General features: G+C 65.7%; 16 protein-coding genes. 3 read left to right on the top strand and 13 right to left on the bottom strand.

Features of this window, described 5'->3' with window-relative positions:
* Window positions 1-26: 26 nt before the first annotated feature.
* From A6F68_RS08950 to A6F68_RS08930, 5 genes are all read right to left on the bottom strand, one after another.
* Entirely contained in the window at window positions 27-605 is a 579-nt protein-coding gene (locus A6F68_RS08950; protein ID WP_084001774.1) for a winged helix-turn-helix domain-containing protein, read from the bottom strand.
* A gap of 349 nt (window positions 606-954) precedes the next feature.
* Window positions 955-1,122, bottom strand: a complete 168-nt coding sequence (locus A6F68_RS08945; protein WP_198152576.1) for a hypothetical protein — start codon at window positions 1,120-1,122, stop codon at window positions 955-957.
* A gap of 492 nt (window positions 1,123-1,614) precedes the next feature.
* Window positions 1,615-2,256: an MBL fold metallo-hydrolase gene (locus A6F68_RS08940; protein ID WP_067678820.1), complete on the bottom strand. Its 642-nt coding sequence runs from the start codon at window positions 2,254-2,256 to the stop codon at window positions 1,615-1,617.
* Between the two features lie 76 nt (window positions 2,257-2,332).
* Window positions 2,333-3,076: a hypothetical protein gene (locus tag A6F68_RS08935; protein WP_067678818.1), complete on the bottom strand. Its 744-nt coding sequence runs from the start codon at window positions 3,074-3,076 to the stop codon at window positions 2,333-2,335.
* Window positions 3,077-3,424: 348 nt separating this feature from the next.
* Window positions 3,425-4,078, bottom strand: coding sequence for a LexA family transcriptional regulator (locus A6F68_RS08930; RefSeq protein WP_067678815.1), 654 nt, complete (start codon window positions 4,076-4,078; stop codon window positions 3,425-3,427).
* Between the two features lie 100 nt (window positions 4,079-4,178).
* Between A6F68_RS08930 and A6F68_RS08925 the strand changes: the two genes are divergently transcribed.
* Window positions 4,179-4,364: a hypothetical protein gene (locus A6F68_RS08925; protein WP_067678811.1), complete on the top strand. Its 186-nt coding sequence runs from the start codon at window positions 4,179-4,181 to the stop codon at window positions 4,362-4,364.
* Entirely contained in the window at window positions 4,357-4,713 is a 357-nt protein-coding gene (locus A6F68_RS08920; protein WP_084001772.1) for a hypothetical protein, read from the top strand. Before A6F68_RS08925 ends, A6F68_RS08920 begins: the two co-directional genes overlap by 8 nt.
* A gap of 39 nt (window positions 4,714-4,752) precedes the next feature.
* On the opposite strand, the gene A6F68_RS08915 is transcribed toward A6F68_RS08920, so the two are convergent.
* The 8 genes from A6F68_RS08915 to A6F68_RS08880 form a co-directional block, all read right to left on the bottom strand.
* Window positions 4,753-6,198: an aldehyde dehydrogenase family protein gene (locus A6F68_RS08915; protein WP_067678808.1), complete on the bottom strand. Its 1,446-nt coding sequence runs from the start codon at window positions 6,196-6,198 to the stop codon at window positions 4,753-4,755.
* Complete coding sequence (locus A6F68_RS08910) at window positions 6,195-7,856, bottom strand: acetolactate synthase large subunit (protein ID WP_067678805.1); 1,662 nt, start codon at window positions 7,854-7,856, stop codon at window positions 6,195-6,197. Before A6F68_RS08910 ends, A6F68_RS08915 begins: the two co-directional genes overlap by 4 nt.
* Window positions 7,857-7,934: 78 nt before the next feature.
* Window positions 7,935-8,873: a D-2-hydroxyacid dehydrogenase gene (locus A6F68_RS08905; protein WP_067678803.1), complete on the bottom strand. Its 939-nt coding sequence runs from the start codon at window positions 8,871-8,873 to the stop codon at window positions 7,935-7,937.
* Window positions 8,870-10,342, bottom strand: a complete 1,473-nt coding sequence (gene cysS / locus A6F68_RS08900; protein ID WP_067678800.1) for a cysteine--tRNA ligase — start codon at window positions 10,340-10,342, stop codon at window positions 8,870-8,872. Before cysS ends, A6F68_RS08905 begins: the two co-directional genes overlap by 4 nt.
* 31 nt (window positions 10,343-10,373) lie before the next feature.
* Window positions 10,374-11,051, bottom strand: coding sequence for a nitroreductase (locus A6F68_RS08895; protein ID WP_335673611.1), 678 nt, complete (start codon window positions 11,049-11,051; stop codon window positions 10,374-10,376).
* On the bottom strand, window positions 11,048-12,868 hold the full coding sequence (gene cobT / locus A6F68_RS08890; RefSeq protein ID WP_067678797.1) for a cobaltochelatase subunit CobT: 1,821 nt from the start codon (window positions 12,866-12,868) through the stop codon (window positions 11,048-11,050). The genes A6F68_RS08895 and cobT overlap by 4 nt, the downstream gene beginning before the upstream one ends.
* Before the next feature lie 107 nt (window positions 12,869-12,975).
* On the bottom strand, window positions 12,976-13,629 hold the full coding sequence (gene fsa, locus A6F68_RS08885) for a fructose-6-phosphate aldolase (protein WP_067678794.1): 654 nt from the start codon (window positions 13,627-13,629) through the stop codon (window positions 12,976-12,978).
* Window positions 13,630-13,689: 60 nt separating this feature from the next.
* Window positions 13,690-14,391 (bottom strand): DUF4197 domain-containing protein, encoded by a 702-nt coding sequence (locus A6F68_RS08880; protein WP_067678791.1) that lies wholly within the window; start codon window positions 14,389-14,391, stop codon window positions 13,690-13,692.
* A 58-nt stretch (window positions 14,392-14,449) separates the two neighbouring features.
* Between A6F68_RS08880 and A6F68_RS08875 the strand changes: the two genes are divergently transcribed.
* Window positions 14,450-16,615, top strand: a complete 2,166-nt coding sequence (locus tag A6F68_RS08875) for a primosomal protein N' (RefSeq protein WP_067678788.1) — start codon at window positions 14,450-14,452, stop codon at window positions 16,613-16,615.
* The last annotated feature ends 20 nt before the right edge of the window (window positions 16,616-16,635 follow it).

The raw sequence follows: 16,635 nt of genomic DNA, 5'->3' as shown, positions 1-16,635 counted from the left end.
TGCTTACCGTCAAGCACAATCATGCATCAAAACGGAATGTCGTCGTCCTCTGAATCTGTGATGTTGGGTTCAAGGCCCAAATCCCTCAAGTCGAAATTGGTCTCTTCTTGTTCTTCTACGCGCTCATCGGAATTCTCTTTGGAAACAGCAGTTTCCTTGACCTCGCCAACCTTACTGCCCTTCGCAAACTTGCGGCCAGGATACCACTCTTGGAGACCCCAGACACCGCGATTGACGCGCACGATGTCCCCGACGTTGTAGAAACGACGGAGTAGGATCGATCCAACCGTGTTGTTCTTGTCGGCGGAAGTTAGTTCCACACCACCAGCCTCAAGGGCGGAAACGATTTCCGCAGTAGAAGCCTTGTTACGCTTCGCCTCGAGAACCTTCCGCGCGGCATCGGCGATCGACATGCCGAGCAACGAACCGCCAGCGGGTGCGGTGCGCTCGGCGGGGGCCTTAGTCGGCGCGGCGGATACCCCGGCCTTGACTCCGGTCAGCCGCTCAATCGCTGCAATTGCGGTTTCAATTTCATCGCGTTGGCGACGGAGATCAGCCAAAACAACCGCGTAGGCGTCAGCACCAGCGTCGTTTTCCATTGCCATTTGTCCTCATTTGTGCCAGACAATGGCCGTCCCGGAGACGCTTCGCGCGCATCCGGGACGGCACCCTCCGGGTTCCGGGTTGGAGTGTGACCGAAGGGCCGGGTCTAGAATTTCGGACCCATCTTCGTAACCTCCTCTCGACTTGGGCCATCTGGCAGGATGGCCGTGGTGGACAGACAAGGGCCCCGCTCGCGAGGGCAGGCTCACCAGCGCGGGACCGGTCCTCTGGCGAGGATTCGGTCCCGTCGCGATTCCAGCTTTAAAGGATTGCCCTACACCGCGCAATAGCGGTGCATGGTATGTGGGGAAAAATAATTCAGGCAGCGGATTTGCAGGGCGGCGGTCTGTCTTAGTCCTTCCAACGTGCCTTTGCGGCTTCGCGGGCGATTTCGGCCCGCCGCTCAGGGGATATGGCCTTGGCGCGCGCCTTCCCGCCTTTGCTGCCAAGCTGAGCGGCGGCACTGGAAAGCTCCGCGCGGTCGTCTTCAATCTCGCCAGTAGCGATCTTACCGATCATCACCGCACGCCCGATCGCATCGGCTGGTCGCTTCTCTCCGCGTGGACCTTTAGGCATCAATCCAACTCCGCGCTGACTGCATCATAATCAGCCTTCGCTTGGTCCAGGTTCCGTGCCGCAGCCGCCACGAGACTTGGCGCGAGATTCGAACTCCCGTCGGTTGCGCTTCTATACCGGGCGTTGGCATCATGCAGCCTATCGAGAGCGGCGGACCACGCGGCATAACGGGGATTATCTTGAACAGCCATATCGCCTCCATGCTTTGCGCTAAGCATACTATGGAAACGCAAGGGCCGCTCGTCAAATTTCAAACTGAGACACTACCCAATTTTCACCTCGATTGAACTTGAGCTCAGAGTGTTTCCCGAGCTTGTCTGACAAAGCGGCAATCGCGTCCATCGGATCATCTTAGCCGCCAACTCTTACCGTCACGCCAACGCCCGCAATGGGGTCGTTAGCCGTCAGGCCGGTTCTGGGGTCGAAAACCGGACATCACCTCAGCGCGTAATCGCTCACGAAGGCGTTCGTCTGCCGCTCCCGCCCGAAAGTGCTCGTGGGGCCGTGGCCGGGGATGAAAGTCACATCGTTGCCGAGCGGCCAGAGCTTCTGGGTGATAGCGTCGATCAGGTCCTGGTGGTTGCCCATAGGAAAGTCGGTGCGGCCGATGCTGCCCTGGAACAGCACGTCGCCGACGATCGCGAACTTGCTCGGGCGGTGGAAGAACACGACGTGGCCCGGCGTGTGGCCCGGGCAGTGGATCACTTCGAGCGTCAGTTCGCCCACGGTGACGGTGTCGCCGTCCTCCAGCCAGCGGTCGGGCTCGAACACCTGCGCCTGCATCCCGTACTTGCCGCCGTCCTCGTCGAGGCGGCTGATCCAGAACCGGTCGGCCTCGTGCGGGCCCTCGATCTTGAGGCCGAGCTCCTTCGCCAGCATACCCGTCTGGCCGCAGTGGTCGAGGTGACCGTGCGTGACGAGCAGCTTCTCCAGCGTAACCCCCGCCCGCTCGACCCCGAGCTTGAGCTTGTCGAGATCGCCGCCCGGATCGACCAGCGCGCCCTTCATCGTCTTCGTGCACCAGATCAGCGAGCAATTCTGCTGTAGCGGCGTCACCGGAATGATCGCGGCGCGCATGGGGGGGTGGCTGGGGGCGTCAGGCATGAAAGCGAGATGGCGGGCGATTCCCGCTAAATCAAGGCGGCCTGAACGGTCAGCTTATCGGCGTCGACTGCTCGTTGAGGAAGCCGGCGATCTGAAAGGATTCGCGCCACTGTCCTTCGTACGGGTCGCGGACGGCCCCGCGCGCGACAACCGCGGCCACCTGACCTTGCGCGCCGAGGACCTGGCCGCGCACAGTCCCGTCGAAACCGCTCCCGGGAATACGGAAGGTCCCGGTGATGCGCCCGGTCGATCGGTCGACGCGCCCGTTCTCGATATCGTAGAGCGTTTCCGGATAGGGCCCGAATGCATCGGTGTACGTCACGGAGACCTTGCCGAAGACCGTGCCCGTGCCGAAATCGACCGCAAGCGTCGCGTTGCTCAACCGGGTCCCGTCCGTGTAGCGCTCCGGAATGGTGTAGGTGACCTGACCCGTCGTCGGGGCACGTATCGCGCTGCGGGGGAAGTACACGAAAGTCCCGAAGGGTTTGCTCTTCCGATCCGCGCCAAAGAACGATCCCAGCAGCGTCAGCTGAGAAATGGCGTTGGGTACGCCGGGAATGTAAAAATGAGTGGCCGCCAGGCGCCGGTTGCCGGAGTCGACGAGGTAATTCGCGGAACGGGCCAGGTTGTCGGGATCGTCGACCAGTTGCCCGCTGCCATAGACCGGGAAGGTCGCGGCAAAGGTTCGCGGACCGGCCAGCCACCTCAGCGCCACGTCGCCCGGCTCAAGCCAGCGCGATCCGCTGGCCTCTTCGAGCCAGCCGATCACATCCATTTCGGTATCCGCGGTCACCGCGAACGGGGCATATGTCGATATCGTGCCGGTGCCGTTGTCCGGGCCCGGAGACGGTGACGGCGAGGGACTAGGCGAAGGTGCGGGGCTCGGTGCCGAACCCGTAGGCGGAGCGCCGCCGGACGAACTCGACCCGCCGCCTCCGCACCCCGTAAGGCAGAGGGCAACTACCGCGGCGGAAAGGACCGCAGCCCTCGGTAATCCATTCATTTAACACCCGTTTCTCGCGAAGAGACACGGCTGATTTAGCCGGATTCACCCACGAAAGGGAATGATGGAAACCTGATGATTTGCCGATGAAAGCGGAATTGCCCGCTTTCACGGCTTGGACCCCAAGATGGAAAAGTGTCACAACCGCCCGCTTTTCCATACCACGCGGCCGACGATCTCGAGCTCTTCCAGCGCCACCTCGAGCGGGGGATAGGCGTAGTTCTGGCTGAGCAGCGTGGCGCGCCCCGGCCCCGCGGCGGCGAGGCGCTTGACCATCAGCGCATCGCCCAGGCGGACCACGTGGATGCCGTCGCGCAAGCTGCGCTGGGCGCGGTCGACGAGGATTTCGTCGCCGTCGTGAAGCAGCGGCTCCATCGAATCGCCCTGGACGCGGATGGTCGAGAGCTGCCCGTTGCCGAGGCCCTGCTCCTTCAGCCAGCGGCGACTGAAGCGGAACGAATCGAACGGGCGCTCGTCCGTGCCGAGGGCTCCGGGCCCGGCCGCCGCGCCGAGCGCGAGCCGCGGGACCTCGATCCAGTCGCCACGCATGGGCGCGCCCGACGAGGAATTTTCCTCCGATCCGCCAAGCTCCGATTCGGCGACGCCGAAGAACTGCGCGAGGACGCGCCGGTCGCCTTCCTCCAGCTTGCGCGGAGACCCCTTGCGAATGAACTGCTGCAAGTAGCTGGAATTACGCCCGATCATTTCGGACAGCCCAGCCAGGCTCACGCCCCGGCGCTGCGCCAGATCGAGCAGGCGGACGCGCGTGGGATCGTCGGGAGGATTTACCATTATTCCTTCCTACACGTAGGATTTTTCCTAGACAAGTAGGATTTCCGGTGGTGGTTTGGCAGCTCGATCGCCCGTTCCGAGTCGCAGGGGAACCGCACCAATGCTCATTCGCACCGTCGAGAAATTCCTGAGGGAGCACGACATGCCGCCCACCAAGTTCGGCCGCCTGGCCACCAACGATCCGCGCTTCGTGCTGGACCTGCGCATGGGGCGCGAACCCCGCCGCGCGCTGGTATCACGGGTGGAACATTTCATGAACACTTATCGGGAGACCGCCCGTGTTTGAGCCCGGCCACACCCCTCCCCCGGCCCGGCGCGCGCCGGTCGGAACCGCCGGCCGCGTGCGCGAAGCGCTCGTCGCGCTGACCGAAGGTCATGGACAGGTGCTGCGCCAGTCAGAGCGGCCGTGGGCGAGCGTGACCTTCGAGGGCGCGCGGCACGCGTTCGACCTGGCCTTTTCCGGCCCGCAGGCCGTGGCCGCCGGAGAGAGCTTCATCGATGGCCTGCCGGATCACGAATTCGCGATCCCCGGCCAGCTCGTCGCCGAGGCGACCGTCACCGCGGTCGATCACACCCTCGCCCCCGAACCGCGCATGGTGGTGACGTGCGAACTGCTGCTGCTGAAGGACGCGTGACAGCCGGTTTTGGTGTGTACTTAGTGTCGCCTTTCGCGCTCAGGCGAGGCCCTGGCGCCGGATCACCAGGTTCCGGATCTCGCTCATGTCCTCCATCGCGAAGCGGATGCCCTCGCGGCCGAGGCCGGAGTCCTTGACCCCGCCATAGGGCATGTTGTCGACGCGGTAGCTGGGCACGTCGTTGACCACCACGCCGCCGACGTCGAGCACGTCCCACGCCTCTAGCACCTGGTGGATGTCGCGCGTGAACATGCCCGCCTGGAGGCCGAACTTGCTGTCGTTGACGATGTGCATCGCCTCGTCCCAGCTCGAGAAGCGGGTGAGGTTGGCGAGCGGGCCGAACGCTTCCTCGCGGTTGGCCTTGCACCCCTCGGGCACGCCCTCGAGCAGGGTCGCCTCGAGCATCGCGCCCTCGCGCTTGCCGCCGCACAGCAGGGTCGCCCCGGCCTCCACCGCCTCGTCGATCCAGCCCTTCAGGCGGGTCGCTTCCTTCTCGGAGATCATCGGGCCGACGAAGGTGTCGCGGTCCTTCGGGTCGCCCGCGACCAGCGTCTTCGCCTTGGCCACGAGCATGTCCTTGAACCGGTCGTAGACCTCGTCCTGGATCAGGATGCGCTGGACGCCGATGCAGCTCTGCCCGCTCTGGTAGAACGCGCCGAAGATCGTGCGTTCGAGCGCGTGGTCGAGGTCGGCGTCCCTGTCGACGATCACCGCCGCGTTGCCGCCGAGTTCGAGCACGACCTTCTTCTTGCCGGCCTTGGCCTTGAGGTCCCAGCCGACGCCGGGCGATCCGGTGAAGCTGAGTAGCTTGAGCCGCTCGTCGGTGGTGAACAGGTCGGCCCCGTCGCGGCTGGCGGGCAGGATGGAGAACGCGCCTTCGGGCAGCACGTCGCACTCGGCGAGCACCTCGCCCATGATGATCGCGCCGAGCGGAGTCAGCGAAGCTGGCTTCATCACGAACGGGCACCCGACCGCGATCGCCGGGGCGATCTTGTGCGCGGCCAGGTTCAGCGGGAAATTGAACGGGCTGATGAAGCTGCACGGGCCGATCGGCACCCGCTTCCACATGCCCATGTAGCCCTTGGCGCGCGGGCTGATGTCGAGCGGCTGGACCTCGCCGTAGTTGCGGGTCGCCTCTTCGGCGGCGATGCGGAAGGTGTCGATCAGGCGGGTGACCTCGCCCTCCGCGTCCTTGATCGGCTTTCCAGCCTCGACGCACAAGGCATAGGCCAGCTCGTCGAACCGTTCCTGGAACCGGTCGACGCAGTGCTGGAGGACGCCTTGCTTCTCGTAACTCGCGAGCCGCGCCATCGGCTCTGCCGCGCGGACCGCCCCGGCAATCGCCTCGTCGATGACGTCGGGCGTCGCCAGCGCGGTGCGGAAGGCGACCTCGCCGGTGAACTTGTCGGTCACCTTGAGGTCGGTGTTCGGCTGCGCGGCCTTGTTGTTGAGGTAGAGCGGGTATGTGTCCTTGAGCTTGGTCACAGCGCCTTGCTCAGCTCCTTGATGTCCTTGTTGAGAATGCGGTCGTTCTCGGAGTAGTCGACCGGGCAGTCGATCAGGTGGACGCCGGGCGTCTCGTTGCAGTGCCGCAGCGTCTCGCGCAGGTGGTCGCTGCTGGTGATCCGGTGGCCGGTCGCCCCGAAGCTCTCGGCGAACTTGACGAAGTCGGGGTTGCCGTAGGTCAGGCCGAAATCGGCAAAGCCCATGTTCGCCTGCTTCCAGCGGATCATGCCATAAGCATCGTCGCGCAGGATGAGGACGGTGAGATTGAGGCCGAGGCGCACCGCGGTCTCCATCTCCTGGTCGTTCATCATGAAGCCGCCGTCGCCGCAGATCGCCATGACCTTGCGCTCGGGATAGAGCATCGCGCTCATCATCGCGCTCGGCAGACCCGCGCCCATCGTCGCCAGCGCGTTGTCGAGCAGTACGGTGTTTGGCAGGTACGCGGTATATCCGCGCGCGAACCAGATCTTGTAGACCCCGTTGTCGAGGCAGATGATCCCGTCGTGGGGCATCGCGTCGCGGACCTGCTGCACGAGGTGCGGCGGGAAGATCGGGAAACGCGCATCCTTGGCCAGCTTGCCGGTGTGCTCGAGTTCGGCCGCGTGATACGCGAGCATGTGGTCGAAGCTCCAGCTACGGTTGGGGCTGATGTCTTCCTTGATCTGCCAGATGGCGTTGGCGATGTCGCCAATCACCTCGACCTGCGGGAAATAGACCGGGTCGACCTCCGCGGTGCGGTTGGAGACGTGGATCACCTTCGCCCCGCCCGCCTTCATGAAGAAGGGCGGCTTCTCGATCACGTCATGGCCGACATTGATGATGCAGTCGCTGTCTTCCACCGCGCGGTGGACGAAGTCCCCGGCGGAGAGCGCGGCGCAACCGAGGAACTTGGGGTGACGCTCGTCGATCACGCCCTTGCCCATCTGGGTCGTCAGGAACGGTATGCCGGTCTTCTCGACGAACTGTTCCAGCATGCGCCCGGTCATCTTGCGGTTCGCGCCCGCACCGATGACGAGGACAGGCGCCTTGGCCTTTTCGATCATCTCGACCGCCTGGCGCACCGCTTTGGGCTCGGCCGACGGGCGCCGCGCTGTGGAGCGCGGGATCGGCTGGGCGTCGGTCTTTTCCTCGGCGATGTCCTCGGGGAATTCGAGGTGAACCGCGCCGGGCTTTTCCTCTTCGGCGAGGCGATAAGCCTCTCGCACGCGGCTGGGGATGTTATCGCCCGCGGCCAGCTGGTGTGTGTACTTGGTGATCGGGCCCATCATCGCGACGACGTCGAGGATCTGGAACCGGCCCTGCTTCGACTTCTTGATCGGCTTCTGCCCGGTGATCATCATCATCGGCATTCCGCCGAGCTGGGCATAGGCGGCGGCCGTCACGAAGTTGGTCGCGCCGGGGCCGAGCGTGGCGATGCAGACGCCGGTCTTGCCCGTGTGCCGGCCATAGGTCGCTGCCATGAAGCCGGCGCCCTGTTCGTGCCGGGTCAGGATCAGCTTGATCTTGTCCGACCGGCTGAGGCTGTCGAGGAAATCGAGGTTCTCCTCGCCCGGAACGCCGAAGATGTATTCACACCCCTCCGCCTCGAGACACTCGATGAAAAGATCGGATGCTTTGCGCTTGCCGGCTTCGGCCATTCCGCCACTCCCCCCAGTTCGGAAAGGGGGAGCCTATCAAGCGGAGTGGCAGGAGTCTTGTATCAATCGGCTCTTTTTTCAGTATCCGCGCGCCGGATCGAAAATCGGCGCCAGCGGCTCGCCGGCGACGTAGCGGCGGCAGTTCTCCACGAAGCGCTGGGCAGAGCGCACGAACATCTTCGACTGCGCGCGTCCCGAAAGGTGCATCGTGACCTGCGCGTTGTCGAGCGACCAGAGCGCGTGATCCGCGGGCAACGGCTCGGGCGTGGTCACGTCGAGCAAGGCGCCGCCGATCGCCTTGGCCTGCAAGGCTTCGACCAGCGCATCCTGGTCGACCACCGCGCCGCGGGCGATGTTCACCAGCACGGCGCTGTCCTTCATCGCGGCCAGCTCCGCGCGGCCGATCATTCCGTCGGTCTCTGGCGTGGCGGGGACCGCGAGGATGAGCCAGTCGAAGTCGCCGAGCCGGTCGCGCCATTCATCGGGGCCCAGTGCCCCCTCCGACGCGGAGCGCCGCACCGGCACCACCTCGACGTCGAAGGCCTCGAGCCGGGTCTTCACCAGCCCGCCGATCGCCCCCATGCCCAGCAGCAGCGCGCGAGTGCCCGCCAGCTCCAGCTTGCCGGGCGAATCGAGCAGCCATTCGTGGCGCTCCTGCGCGCGGACCACCTCGCGGTAGCCCTTGGCGTGGACCAGCATCAGCATCACGACGTATTCGGCGATGGTGATGGCATTGATCCCGGCGCCGTTGGTGATCGTCACCTTGCGTTCCGCCAACACGTCGAGCGGCAGGAAATCGAGCCCGGCGTAGATCGAATTGAACCACCTGAGGTTTTCGGCGGCGCGCACCGCCGCGACCATCGGCTCCTTCCTGTCGAGATCGAACCAGCCGATCTCCGCATCCGGCGCCAGGGCGGCAAGCTCCTCGAGCGAAGTGAACCAGCGCGGCTCGATCTCCGGCGGCAGGTGCGGTTCGACAAGGGGGCGCACGAGGCCCGAAAGGACGGCGATGGTCATAGCTTCCACTCCCAACCCAGTGGGTCGCCGTCCATCACCTCGACGCCCTGTGCCGCGAGTTCATCGCGGATGGCGTCGGATTCGGTGAAGTCCTTTGCGGCGCGCGCCTCCTTGCGGCGGGCGAGCGCGGCCTCGATTTCGTCTTCGGTGATGGTGGCGTTGGCGGGGCGGATGCGGAGATCAGCTCTCGACACGGTGCTAAGTTGCAATCCGAACACCCTGTCCATCTCGGTCACGACAGCGAGCACGTCGACTATCCACGCCGCTTCTGTGCCTGCAACGCCAACAGCACGTTCAAGCGCGACCAACGCCGCTGGAGTATTTAAGTCGTCGCTTACAAAACCTTCAAAGTCATCGAATAGTTCTCGAATGTTCGGTCCCAAGCCAGCGATCGCTGCAGCTCTGTCATTTGCAAGTCGGTCCTGCACCTCGCTGACGTCTGTGGATGCCCGATGCTTTTCTATCATTGCGACGAGCCGCTTCAGCCGCACCAGCGCAGCGCCCAGCCCCTCCCAGGTGAACTCCAGTTCGCTGCGATAGTGCGCCTGAAGGCACAGCAGGCGATAGGCAAGTGGGTGGTAGCCGCGGTCGACGAGTGCCTGCAGTGTCAAGAAATCGCCGGTGGATTTGCTCATCTTCCCCCGCCGGTCAACGAGGAAGTTGTTGTGCATCCAGATCCGCGCGCCGGTGTCCGGGCCGCAGCTGTGCGCCTGATTTTGGGCGATCTCGTTCGGGTGGTGGATTTCGCGGTGGTCGATCCCCCCGGTGTGAATGTCGAACGGATGGCCGAGCAGCTCGGCGCTCATCACCGAGCATTCGATGTGCCAGCCGGGCGCGCCGCGGCCCCAGGGCGAATCCCATTCCATCTGGCGGCTCTCGCCCGGCGGCGTTGTGCGCCAGAGCGCGAAGTCGGCGGCGTGGCGCTTGCCCTCGACCGTCTCGATCCGGCCCTCGCCCTCATCGGTCGAGGCGCGCGCAAGGCGGCCGTAGTCGGGCACGGTCGAAACATCGAAATAGAGCCCGCCGTCGAGGCGATAGGCGTGCTTACCCTCGATGGCCTTGCCCCACTCGACCATCTTCTCGACGTAGTCGGTCGCCCTGGGGTGCTGGACCTCGCGGATGTTCAGCCGCCGCAGGTCCGCCTCGAACACCTCCTGGTAGTGCCGCGCGATGTCCCACGCCGACTTGCCCTGCGACGCCGCGGCCTTCTCCATCTTGTCGTCGCCCGCGTCGGCGTCGCTAGTGAGGTGGCCGACGTCGGTGATGTTGATCACGTGGGTGAGGCGATACCCCTTGAAGCTCAGCACCCGTCCCAGCGTGTCGGCGAAGACATAGGCGCGCATGTTGCCGACGTGCTGGTAGTTGTAGACCGTCGGTCCGCACGAATAGACCCGCGCCTCGCCGGGGTGGATCGGCTGGAAGGTTTCCAGGCTGCGGGTCAGCGAGTTGAAGAGCTTCAGGTCGGCCATGCGCGGCGGGTTAGCGGCACGCGGCCAAGCGTCAATCCCAACCTTCCCAGCGCACCGCCTCGTCGAGGGGCGCGCGGGGGACGGGGAACGTGTTGACCGGGTCCTCGCGATCGCCCCAGCCGATCGCCATGCCGCAGAAAAAGATGTGATCCTCGGGAATGTCGACCACCTCGCGGATCTGCGGGGAATAGACCGCCCACGCCTCCTGGAAGCAAGAGTCCATTCCCTCCTCGCGCAGGAGCAGCGCGATAGTCTGCAGCCACATGCCGATGTCCGACCACTGCGGCGGCCCCATGTATTTCGGCGTGTGGGCCAACATCAGCACCGGCGCGCCGAAGGCCTGGAAGTTGCGCGCGAACCACATCAGCCGCGCCATCTTGTCCTCGCGCGGGATACCGAGCGCGGCGTAGAGCGCCTCGCCCACCCCGAAGCGCCGCGCCTCGTAGTTGCGGTCGAGCTCGGGCGGATAGACGTGGTACTCGGGCGCGAACGCCGCGCGCCCCTTCGGTACATCCTCCGCCACACGGTCCAGCAGCCGCCGGAGCGGATCGCCGGTGAGCACGATCCCGTGCCACGGCTGGGTGTTCCCGCCCGACGCCGTGCGCTGGGCCTTCTCGAGAATGCGCTCGAGCACGGCGCGATCGACCGGCTTATCGAGGAAAGCTCGGATGGAGCGGCGCGTGGCAACGGCTTCGGAGACGTTCATCATTCAACCTCGAACAGTTCGGCCAATTGCTCGGTGATCGTGCCGCCGAGTTGCTCGACGTCCATAATCGTCACCGCACGCTTGTAGTAGCGGGTCACGTCGTGGCCGATGCCGATGGCGACGAGCTGCACCGGCGACTGCTTCTCGATCCAGTCGATCACCTTGCGGAGGTGCTGTTCGAGGTAGCCTGCGCTGTTCACGCTCAGGGTCGAATCGTCCACCGGCGCGCCGTCGGAAATCACCATCAGGATGCGGCGGTCCTCGCTGCGGGCGAGCAGGCGCTCGTGCGCCCAGAGCAGCGCCTCGCCGTCGATGTTCTCCTTGAGCAGCCCCTCGCGCATCATCAGGCCGAGGTTGCGGCGCGCGCGGCGCCACGGTTCGTCAGCCTTCTTGTAAATGATATGGCGCAAGTCGTTGAGGCGGCCCGGCTGTGCGGGCTTGCCCTCGGCCAGCCATTGCTCGCGGCTCTGCCCGCCCTTCCACGCGCGGGTGGTGAAGCCGAGCACTTCGGTCTTCACGCCCACGCGCTCCAGCGTACGGCCGAGGATGTCGGCGCTGATCGCGGCGATCGAGATCGGCCGCCCGCGCATCGAGCCCGAGTTGTCGATCAGCAGGGTAACGACGGTGTCCTTGAACTCGACGTCGCGCTCGACCTTGTAGGACAGCGAGTGGCCCGGACTAATGATGACCCTGGCGAGCCGGGCGGCATCGAGCAGGCCCTCTTCCTGGTCGAAGTCCCATGAGCGGTTCTGCTGCGCCATCAGCCGGCGCTGGAGGCGGTTGGCGAGGCGAGTGACGACGCCTTGCAGGCCGGTCAGCTGGCTATCGAGATAGGCGCGCAGCCGGTCGAGTTCCTCGCTGTCGCACAGCTCGGGCGCCTCGATCACCTCGTCGAACTTCGTGGTCCAGGCCTTGTAGTCGAAGCCTTCGGGGATATCGGTCCACGGACGGTTGGGCCGGACGGGCATCATGCCCTCCTCGCCCTCGTCCCCCGGCTCGCCGTCCTGCATGTCCTCTTCGGAGGACATTTCGGTCTCACCCTCGCCGTCGTCGTCGCCCTCGGACATCTCGCCGGCCATCTCGGTAGCCTGCGGGTCGCCCTGCCCCTCGTTGTCGTCCTCGCCCTCGTCTTCCTGCTCGCCCTCGGGCTCGTCGCCGTCGTCGCTGTCGTCGGGGGTCTGGTCGAGATCGTCGGGCAGCGTCAGTTCGAGGTGGCGCAGCAGGTCGAGCGTAAGGTTCTGGAACGCCTTCTGGTCGTCGAGCGTCAACGCCAGCGCATCGAAATCGCCGAGCGCGCGGTCCTCGATCCAGTCGCGCACCATCTCGACCCCGGCACTCGCCCGCTCGGGGACGGCTTGCCCGGTCAGCTTCTCGCGCAGGATGAGGCCGAGCGCGGTCGGCAGCGGCACGTCTTCCTTGCGGATCGCCCGCGTGATCGGGTCGCCCGCGGTGCGCAGTTGCATCGCCGCGTCGAGGTTGTCGCGCATCCCGCCGTAGCTGTTCGAACCCAGCGCCTCGTAGCGGATCATCTCGGCGACATCGTAGCACGCCCGCGCGACCGGCTCCGTCGGAGCGCCGCGCGCGTGGAGCGCCTCGTTGTGATGAAGCAGGCGCAGCGCGAACCCGTCAGCCACGCCGCGCGCCTCGCGCACCTGGTCGGCCGGCAGCGAGCGCCCCGGAAGCGGCACGCGCATCTGCTTGCCGCGCACCGTTGGCGCATCCGCGCTCCACGCGACCTCGACCTCAGGCTCGTGCGCGACCGCACGGCTGGCGCCGGTCAGCGCGTGCTTGAAACGATCTAGAGGGGTTTCGTCGGCCATCAATTGCTGGGCTAGCGGCAGTGCGTGGCCTTCGACAAGCTTAGGCTGAGCGGACCTGGCAAAAACATCCGCTCATCCTGAGCCTGTCGAAGGATGCTTCGCCAACGCTAGCCGATCGTCTGCCCGGTCTTCGCCCAGTCGGCGAGGAAGCCTTCGATGCCCTTGTCGGTGAGCACGTGCTTGGCAAGGTTGCGGATCACCGCGGGCGGCGCGGTCATCACGTCCGCACCGATCCGCGCGCTTTCGAGTACGTGGACCACGTGGCGCACGCTGGCGACGAGGATTTCGGTGCGGAAGTCGTAGTTGTCGTAGATCAGGCGGATGTCGCGGATCAGGTCCATGCCGTCGAACCCGTTGTCGTCGTGCCGGCCCACGAAGGGCGAAATGAAGGTCGCCCCCGCCTTGGCCGCCAGCAGCGCCTGGTTGGCGCTGAAGCACAGCGTCACGTTGACCATGGTGCCGTCATTGGTCAGCGCGCGGCAGGTCTTCAGCCCGTCGATCGTCAGCGGCACCTTGATGCAGACGTTGTCGGCGATCTTCCGGAGGACTTCGGCCTCCTTCATCATCGTCTCGTGATCGAGCGCGACGACTTCGGCCGAAACCGGCCCGTCGACGATGCCGCAGATTTCCTTCGTCACTTCTATGAAGTCGCGGCCCGACTTGTGGATCAGTGACGGGTTGGTGGTCACCCCGTCGAGCAGCCCCGCGTCGTTCAGTTCGCGGATGTCGGCGATCTCGGCGGTGTCGGCGAAGAATTTCATGAAAAAGGCTCTCCGGGATGGCGATTCCCGGAGAGCCTTAGCTTGTGGGTCCGGCGGTGGCTAGAACGCGTTCCCTGCGCCAAACACGCCGATGATCAGCGGATCGCGGGTGCTCGCGGGATCGCGGCGGATCGCTTCTTCCTCGAAGCCGATCTGGTCCCAGATGACGTTGTCGACCGTGGTGCTGAAGGTGCGCGCGACCTGCGGCACGTCGACACCCGTGAGCGCGGCGAGCGCTTCACCGACCAGCGGATCGCTGGCGACGCGCAGCCCCTGTCCGATACCCGGAAGCATGGCATCGACGAGGCGATAGCCCATTTCCTGTCGCAGGAAGCTGGTGGCCGCGCGCGGACCGCCGCGGACGAGGTCGACCGCGTTCTGGAAGCCCACCACGCGGATAGTGTCGGCCACGACAGGCGCAGCCCGCTCCGCCGCGTCGAAGGCCACCGGGGCGAGCGCGCGGGCGAGACGATCCTTGAAAAGGCTCGAGGTCAGGATCCGCCCCAGCGTCCCGCCGCGTGCGCCGAGGAACTGGTCGAAGCCGATCGAGGCGACCTGCTGGTCCCAGAACCCGCCAGGGGCGGTCATCCGGTCGAACGCGCGGCCGGTCGAAAGGAAAAGCAGCCGCGCGATAGCGTCGGTAAAGCTGAATCCGCCGAGGCTGGAACAGGCGGGCAGCACGAGCGCGCCGCCGGCGACTCCAATGCCCGCAAGGAACTTGCGGCGGTGGAAAACGGTCGGGGTGTCAATCAATTCGGTCATTCTATCGGGTCCTCACCTTGCCGCTCCACCCCGGCGGCGCCCATATGGGCATGAACACATGAACCGCGCCCGACTGGTCATATTCAACGCCGCGCTCGGCCCGCTCGACTACCGCGTCCCGGACGGGATGCACGTCGAGCCGGGTTCGGTCGTCGTCGCGCCTCTCGGTCCCCGCCAGATCGTCGGGATCGTCTGGGAGGCTGAACGGCTGCCCGCGAGCGAGGTTCCGGAAGCCAAGCTAAGGCCCTTGATCGACGTCCTGCCGGTTCCTCCGCTCAGGGCCGAACTTCGGCGGCTGATCGAATGGACCGCCGACTACTATTGCGCTCCTCTGGCAGCCGTCGCCCGGATGGTCCTGTCCAGTGGCGGCGCGCTCCGCGGCCCCGCCACGATGACCGAATACCGGCTGTCGGGCGGCCTGCCCGAACGCCTCACGCCGCAGCGGCTGGCGGCCATCGAGGCGCTGGAGGGAGAGCAGGCGACGATCCGCGAGCTCGCCGGAATCGCCGGGGTGAGCGAAGGAGTCCTGCGCGGACTCGTCAACCAGGGTGTGCTCGAACCGGTCCTGGTCGATTGCGACCGGCCCTACCCCTCCGCGCGTGCTGATTTTTCGGTGCCGGTGCTGAATTCGGCGCAGGAAGAGGTGTCGAAAATCATCATCTCGGCGGTCGAAGCGCGGCAATTCGCCCCGTTCCTGCTCGACGGAGTGACCGGATCGGGGAAGACCGAAGTCTACCTCGAAGCGGTCGCCAGAACGCTCGAGATGGGTCGCCAGACGCTCGTTCTGCTGCCCGAGATCGCGCTGACCGAGGCATTCCTGCGCCGGTTCGAAGATCGCTTCGGTACCCCGCCGGTGGTCTGGCATTCCAGCCTCAAGTCGACCGAGCGCCGCCGGGCATGGAGGGCGATCGCCGCCGGCGAAGCCCAGGTCGTCGTCGGCGCGCGCTCGGCATTGTTCCTGCCTTACAAGAACTTAGGCCTCATTGTTGTCGACGAGGCGCACGAGGTGAGCTTCAAGCAGGACGACGGGGTGCGCTACAACGCACGCGACGTGGCGGTGATGCGCGCGCGATTCGAATCGATCCCGGTGGTGCTCGCCAGCGCCACCCCAGCGCTCGAAAGCCTGCAAATGGCCGAGAGCGGCGTCTATCAGCGGCTCGTGCTGGAGGATCGCTACGGCGGCGCGCGCCTGCCCACCATCGACACCATCGATCTCACCGAGGAAAAGCCCGAACGCGGCCGCTGGCTGGCCCCGCGGCTGGTTGCGCAGATGGAGGAGCGGCTTGCGCGGGGGGAGCAGTCGCTGCTGTTCCTCAATCGCCGCGGGTATGCTCCGCTAACCCTCTGCCGGAATTGCGGTTTTCGCTTCCAGTGCCCGAATTGTACGGCCTGGCTGGTCGAGCACCGCCTGTCCCGTCGGCTGGCCTGCCACCACTGCGGGCACGAAACCCCGCCCCCGCCCGCATGTCCCGAATGCGGCGAGCCCGATTGCCTTGTCGCCTGCGGCCCCGGGGTCGAGCGCATCGCCGACGAGGTGGCCGAGATCCTGCCCGAGGCACGGGTCGCGGTCGTGACCTCCGATACGATCACCTCTCCGGAAAAAGCGGTCGAGTTCGTCGCCCGGACCGAAGCCGGGGCCATCGATGTGATCGTCGGCACCCAGCTCGTCACAAAGGGCTTTCACTTTCCAGAGTTGACGCTGGTGGGCGTCGTCGACGCCGACCTGGGCCTCGAAGGCGGAGACTTGCGCGCGGCCGAGCGAACTTACCAGCAGATCGCGCAGGTCGCCGGGCGGGCGGGGCGGGGAGCGAAGCCCGGCGAGGTGCTGATCCAGACACGGCATCCGACCGCCTTGGTCATCGCCGCGCTGGCCGCCGGCGACCGCGACGCCTTCTATCAGGCGGAAACCGACGCCCGCCGCCACGCCGGCGCCCCGCCCTTCGGTCGTTGGGCGGCGATCATCGTATCATCGGAGGATGAAGCCGAAGCGCGCGAGGCGGCAAACCGGATCGGCGATACCCGTCCGCATCTCGAGGATGTGGCGATACTCGGCCCCGCTCCCGCGCCGCTCGCTCTCCTGCGTGGTCGCTATCGGTATCGCCTGCTCCTCAATGCACGCCGAAGCGCTCAGGTTCAGGACGTGATCCGGGAATGGCTTGCGCCTCAGCGCCTCGCGCCGGGTGTCAGGGTCACGATCGACATCGATCCTTACAGCTTCGTTTGAAATCTGCGGACAATCGTTTA

This window comes from Tsuneonella dongtanensis (genome assembly GCF_001698205.1).
Taxonomy (GTDB): domain Bacteria; phylum Pseudomonadota; class Alphaproteobacteria; order Sphingomonadales; family Sphingomonadaceae; genus Tsuneonella; species Tsuneonella dongtanensis.
This window is presented reverse-complemented; position numbering and strand designations above follow the sequence as displayed.

What these genes read in the sequence shown, in the direction of transcription:
- A6F68_RS08950 (WP_084001774.1), bottom strand. Translation starts at nt 605, where the DNA reads ATGGCAATGGAAAACGACGCTGGTGCTGACGCCTACGCGGTTGTTTTG.
- A6F68_RS08945 (WP_198152576.1), bottom strand. Translation starts at nt 1,122, where the DNA reads ATGATCGGTAAGATCGCTACTGGCGAGATTGAAGACGACCGCGCGGAG.
- A6F68_RS08940 (WP_067678820.1), bottom strand. Translation starts at nt 2,256, where the DNA reads ATGCGCGCCGCGATCATTCCGGTGACGCCGCTACAGCAGAATTGCTCG.
- A6F68_RS08930 (WP_067678815.1), bottom strand. Translation starts at nt 4,078, where the DNA reads ATGGTAAATCCTCCCGACGATCCCACGCGCGTCCGCCTGCTCGATCTG.
- A6F68_RS08925 (WP_067678811.1), top strand. Translation starts at nt 4,179, where the DNA reads ATGCTCATTCGCACCGTCGAGAAATTCCTGAGGGAGCACGACATGCCG.
- A6F68_RS08910 (WP_067678805.1), bottom strand. Translation starts at nt 7,856, where the DNA reads ATGGCCGAAGCCGGCAAGCGCAAAGCATCCGATCTTTTCATCGAGTGT.
- A6F68_RS08905 (WP_067678803.1), bottom strand. Translation starts at nt 8,873, where the DNA reads ATGACCATCGCCGTCCTTTCGGGCCTCGTGCGCCCCCTTGTCGAACCG.
- cysS (WP_067678800.1), bottom strand. Translation starts at nt 10,342, where the DNA reads ATGGCCGACCTGAAGCTCTTCAACTCGCTGACCCGCAGCCTGGAAACC.
- A6F68_RS08895 (WP_335673611.1), bottom strand. Translation starts at nt 11,051, where the DNA reads ATGATGAACGTCTCCGAAGCCGTTGCCACGCGCCGCTCCATCCGAGCT.
- cobT (WP_067678797.1), bottom strand. Translation starts at nt 12,868, where the DNA reads ATGGCCGACGAAACCCCTCTAGATCGTTTCAAGCACGCGCTGACCGGC.
- fsa (WP_067678794.1), bottom strand. Translation starts at nt 13,629, where the DNA reads ATGAAATTCTTCGCCGACACCGCCGAGATCGCCGACATCCGCGAACTG.
- A6F68_RS08880 (WP_067678791.1), bottom strand. Translation starts at nt 14,391, where the DNA reads ATGACCGAATTGATTGACACCCCGACCGTTTTCCACCGCCGCAAGTTC.
- A6F68_RS08875 (WP_067678788.1), top strand. Translation starts at nt 14,450, where the DNA reads ATGAACCGCGCCCGACTGGTCATATTCAACGCCGCGCTCGGCCCGCTC.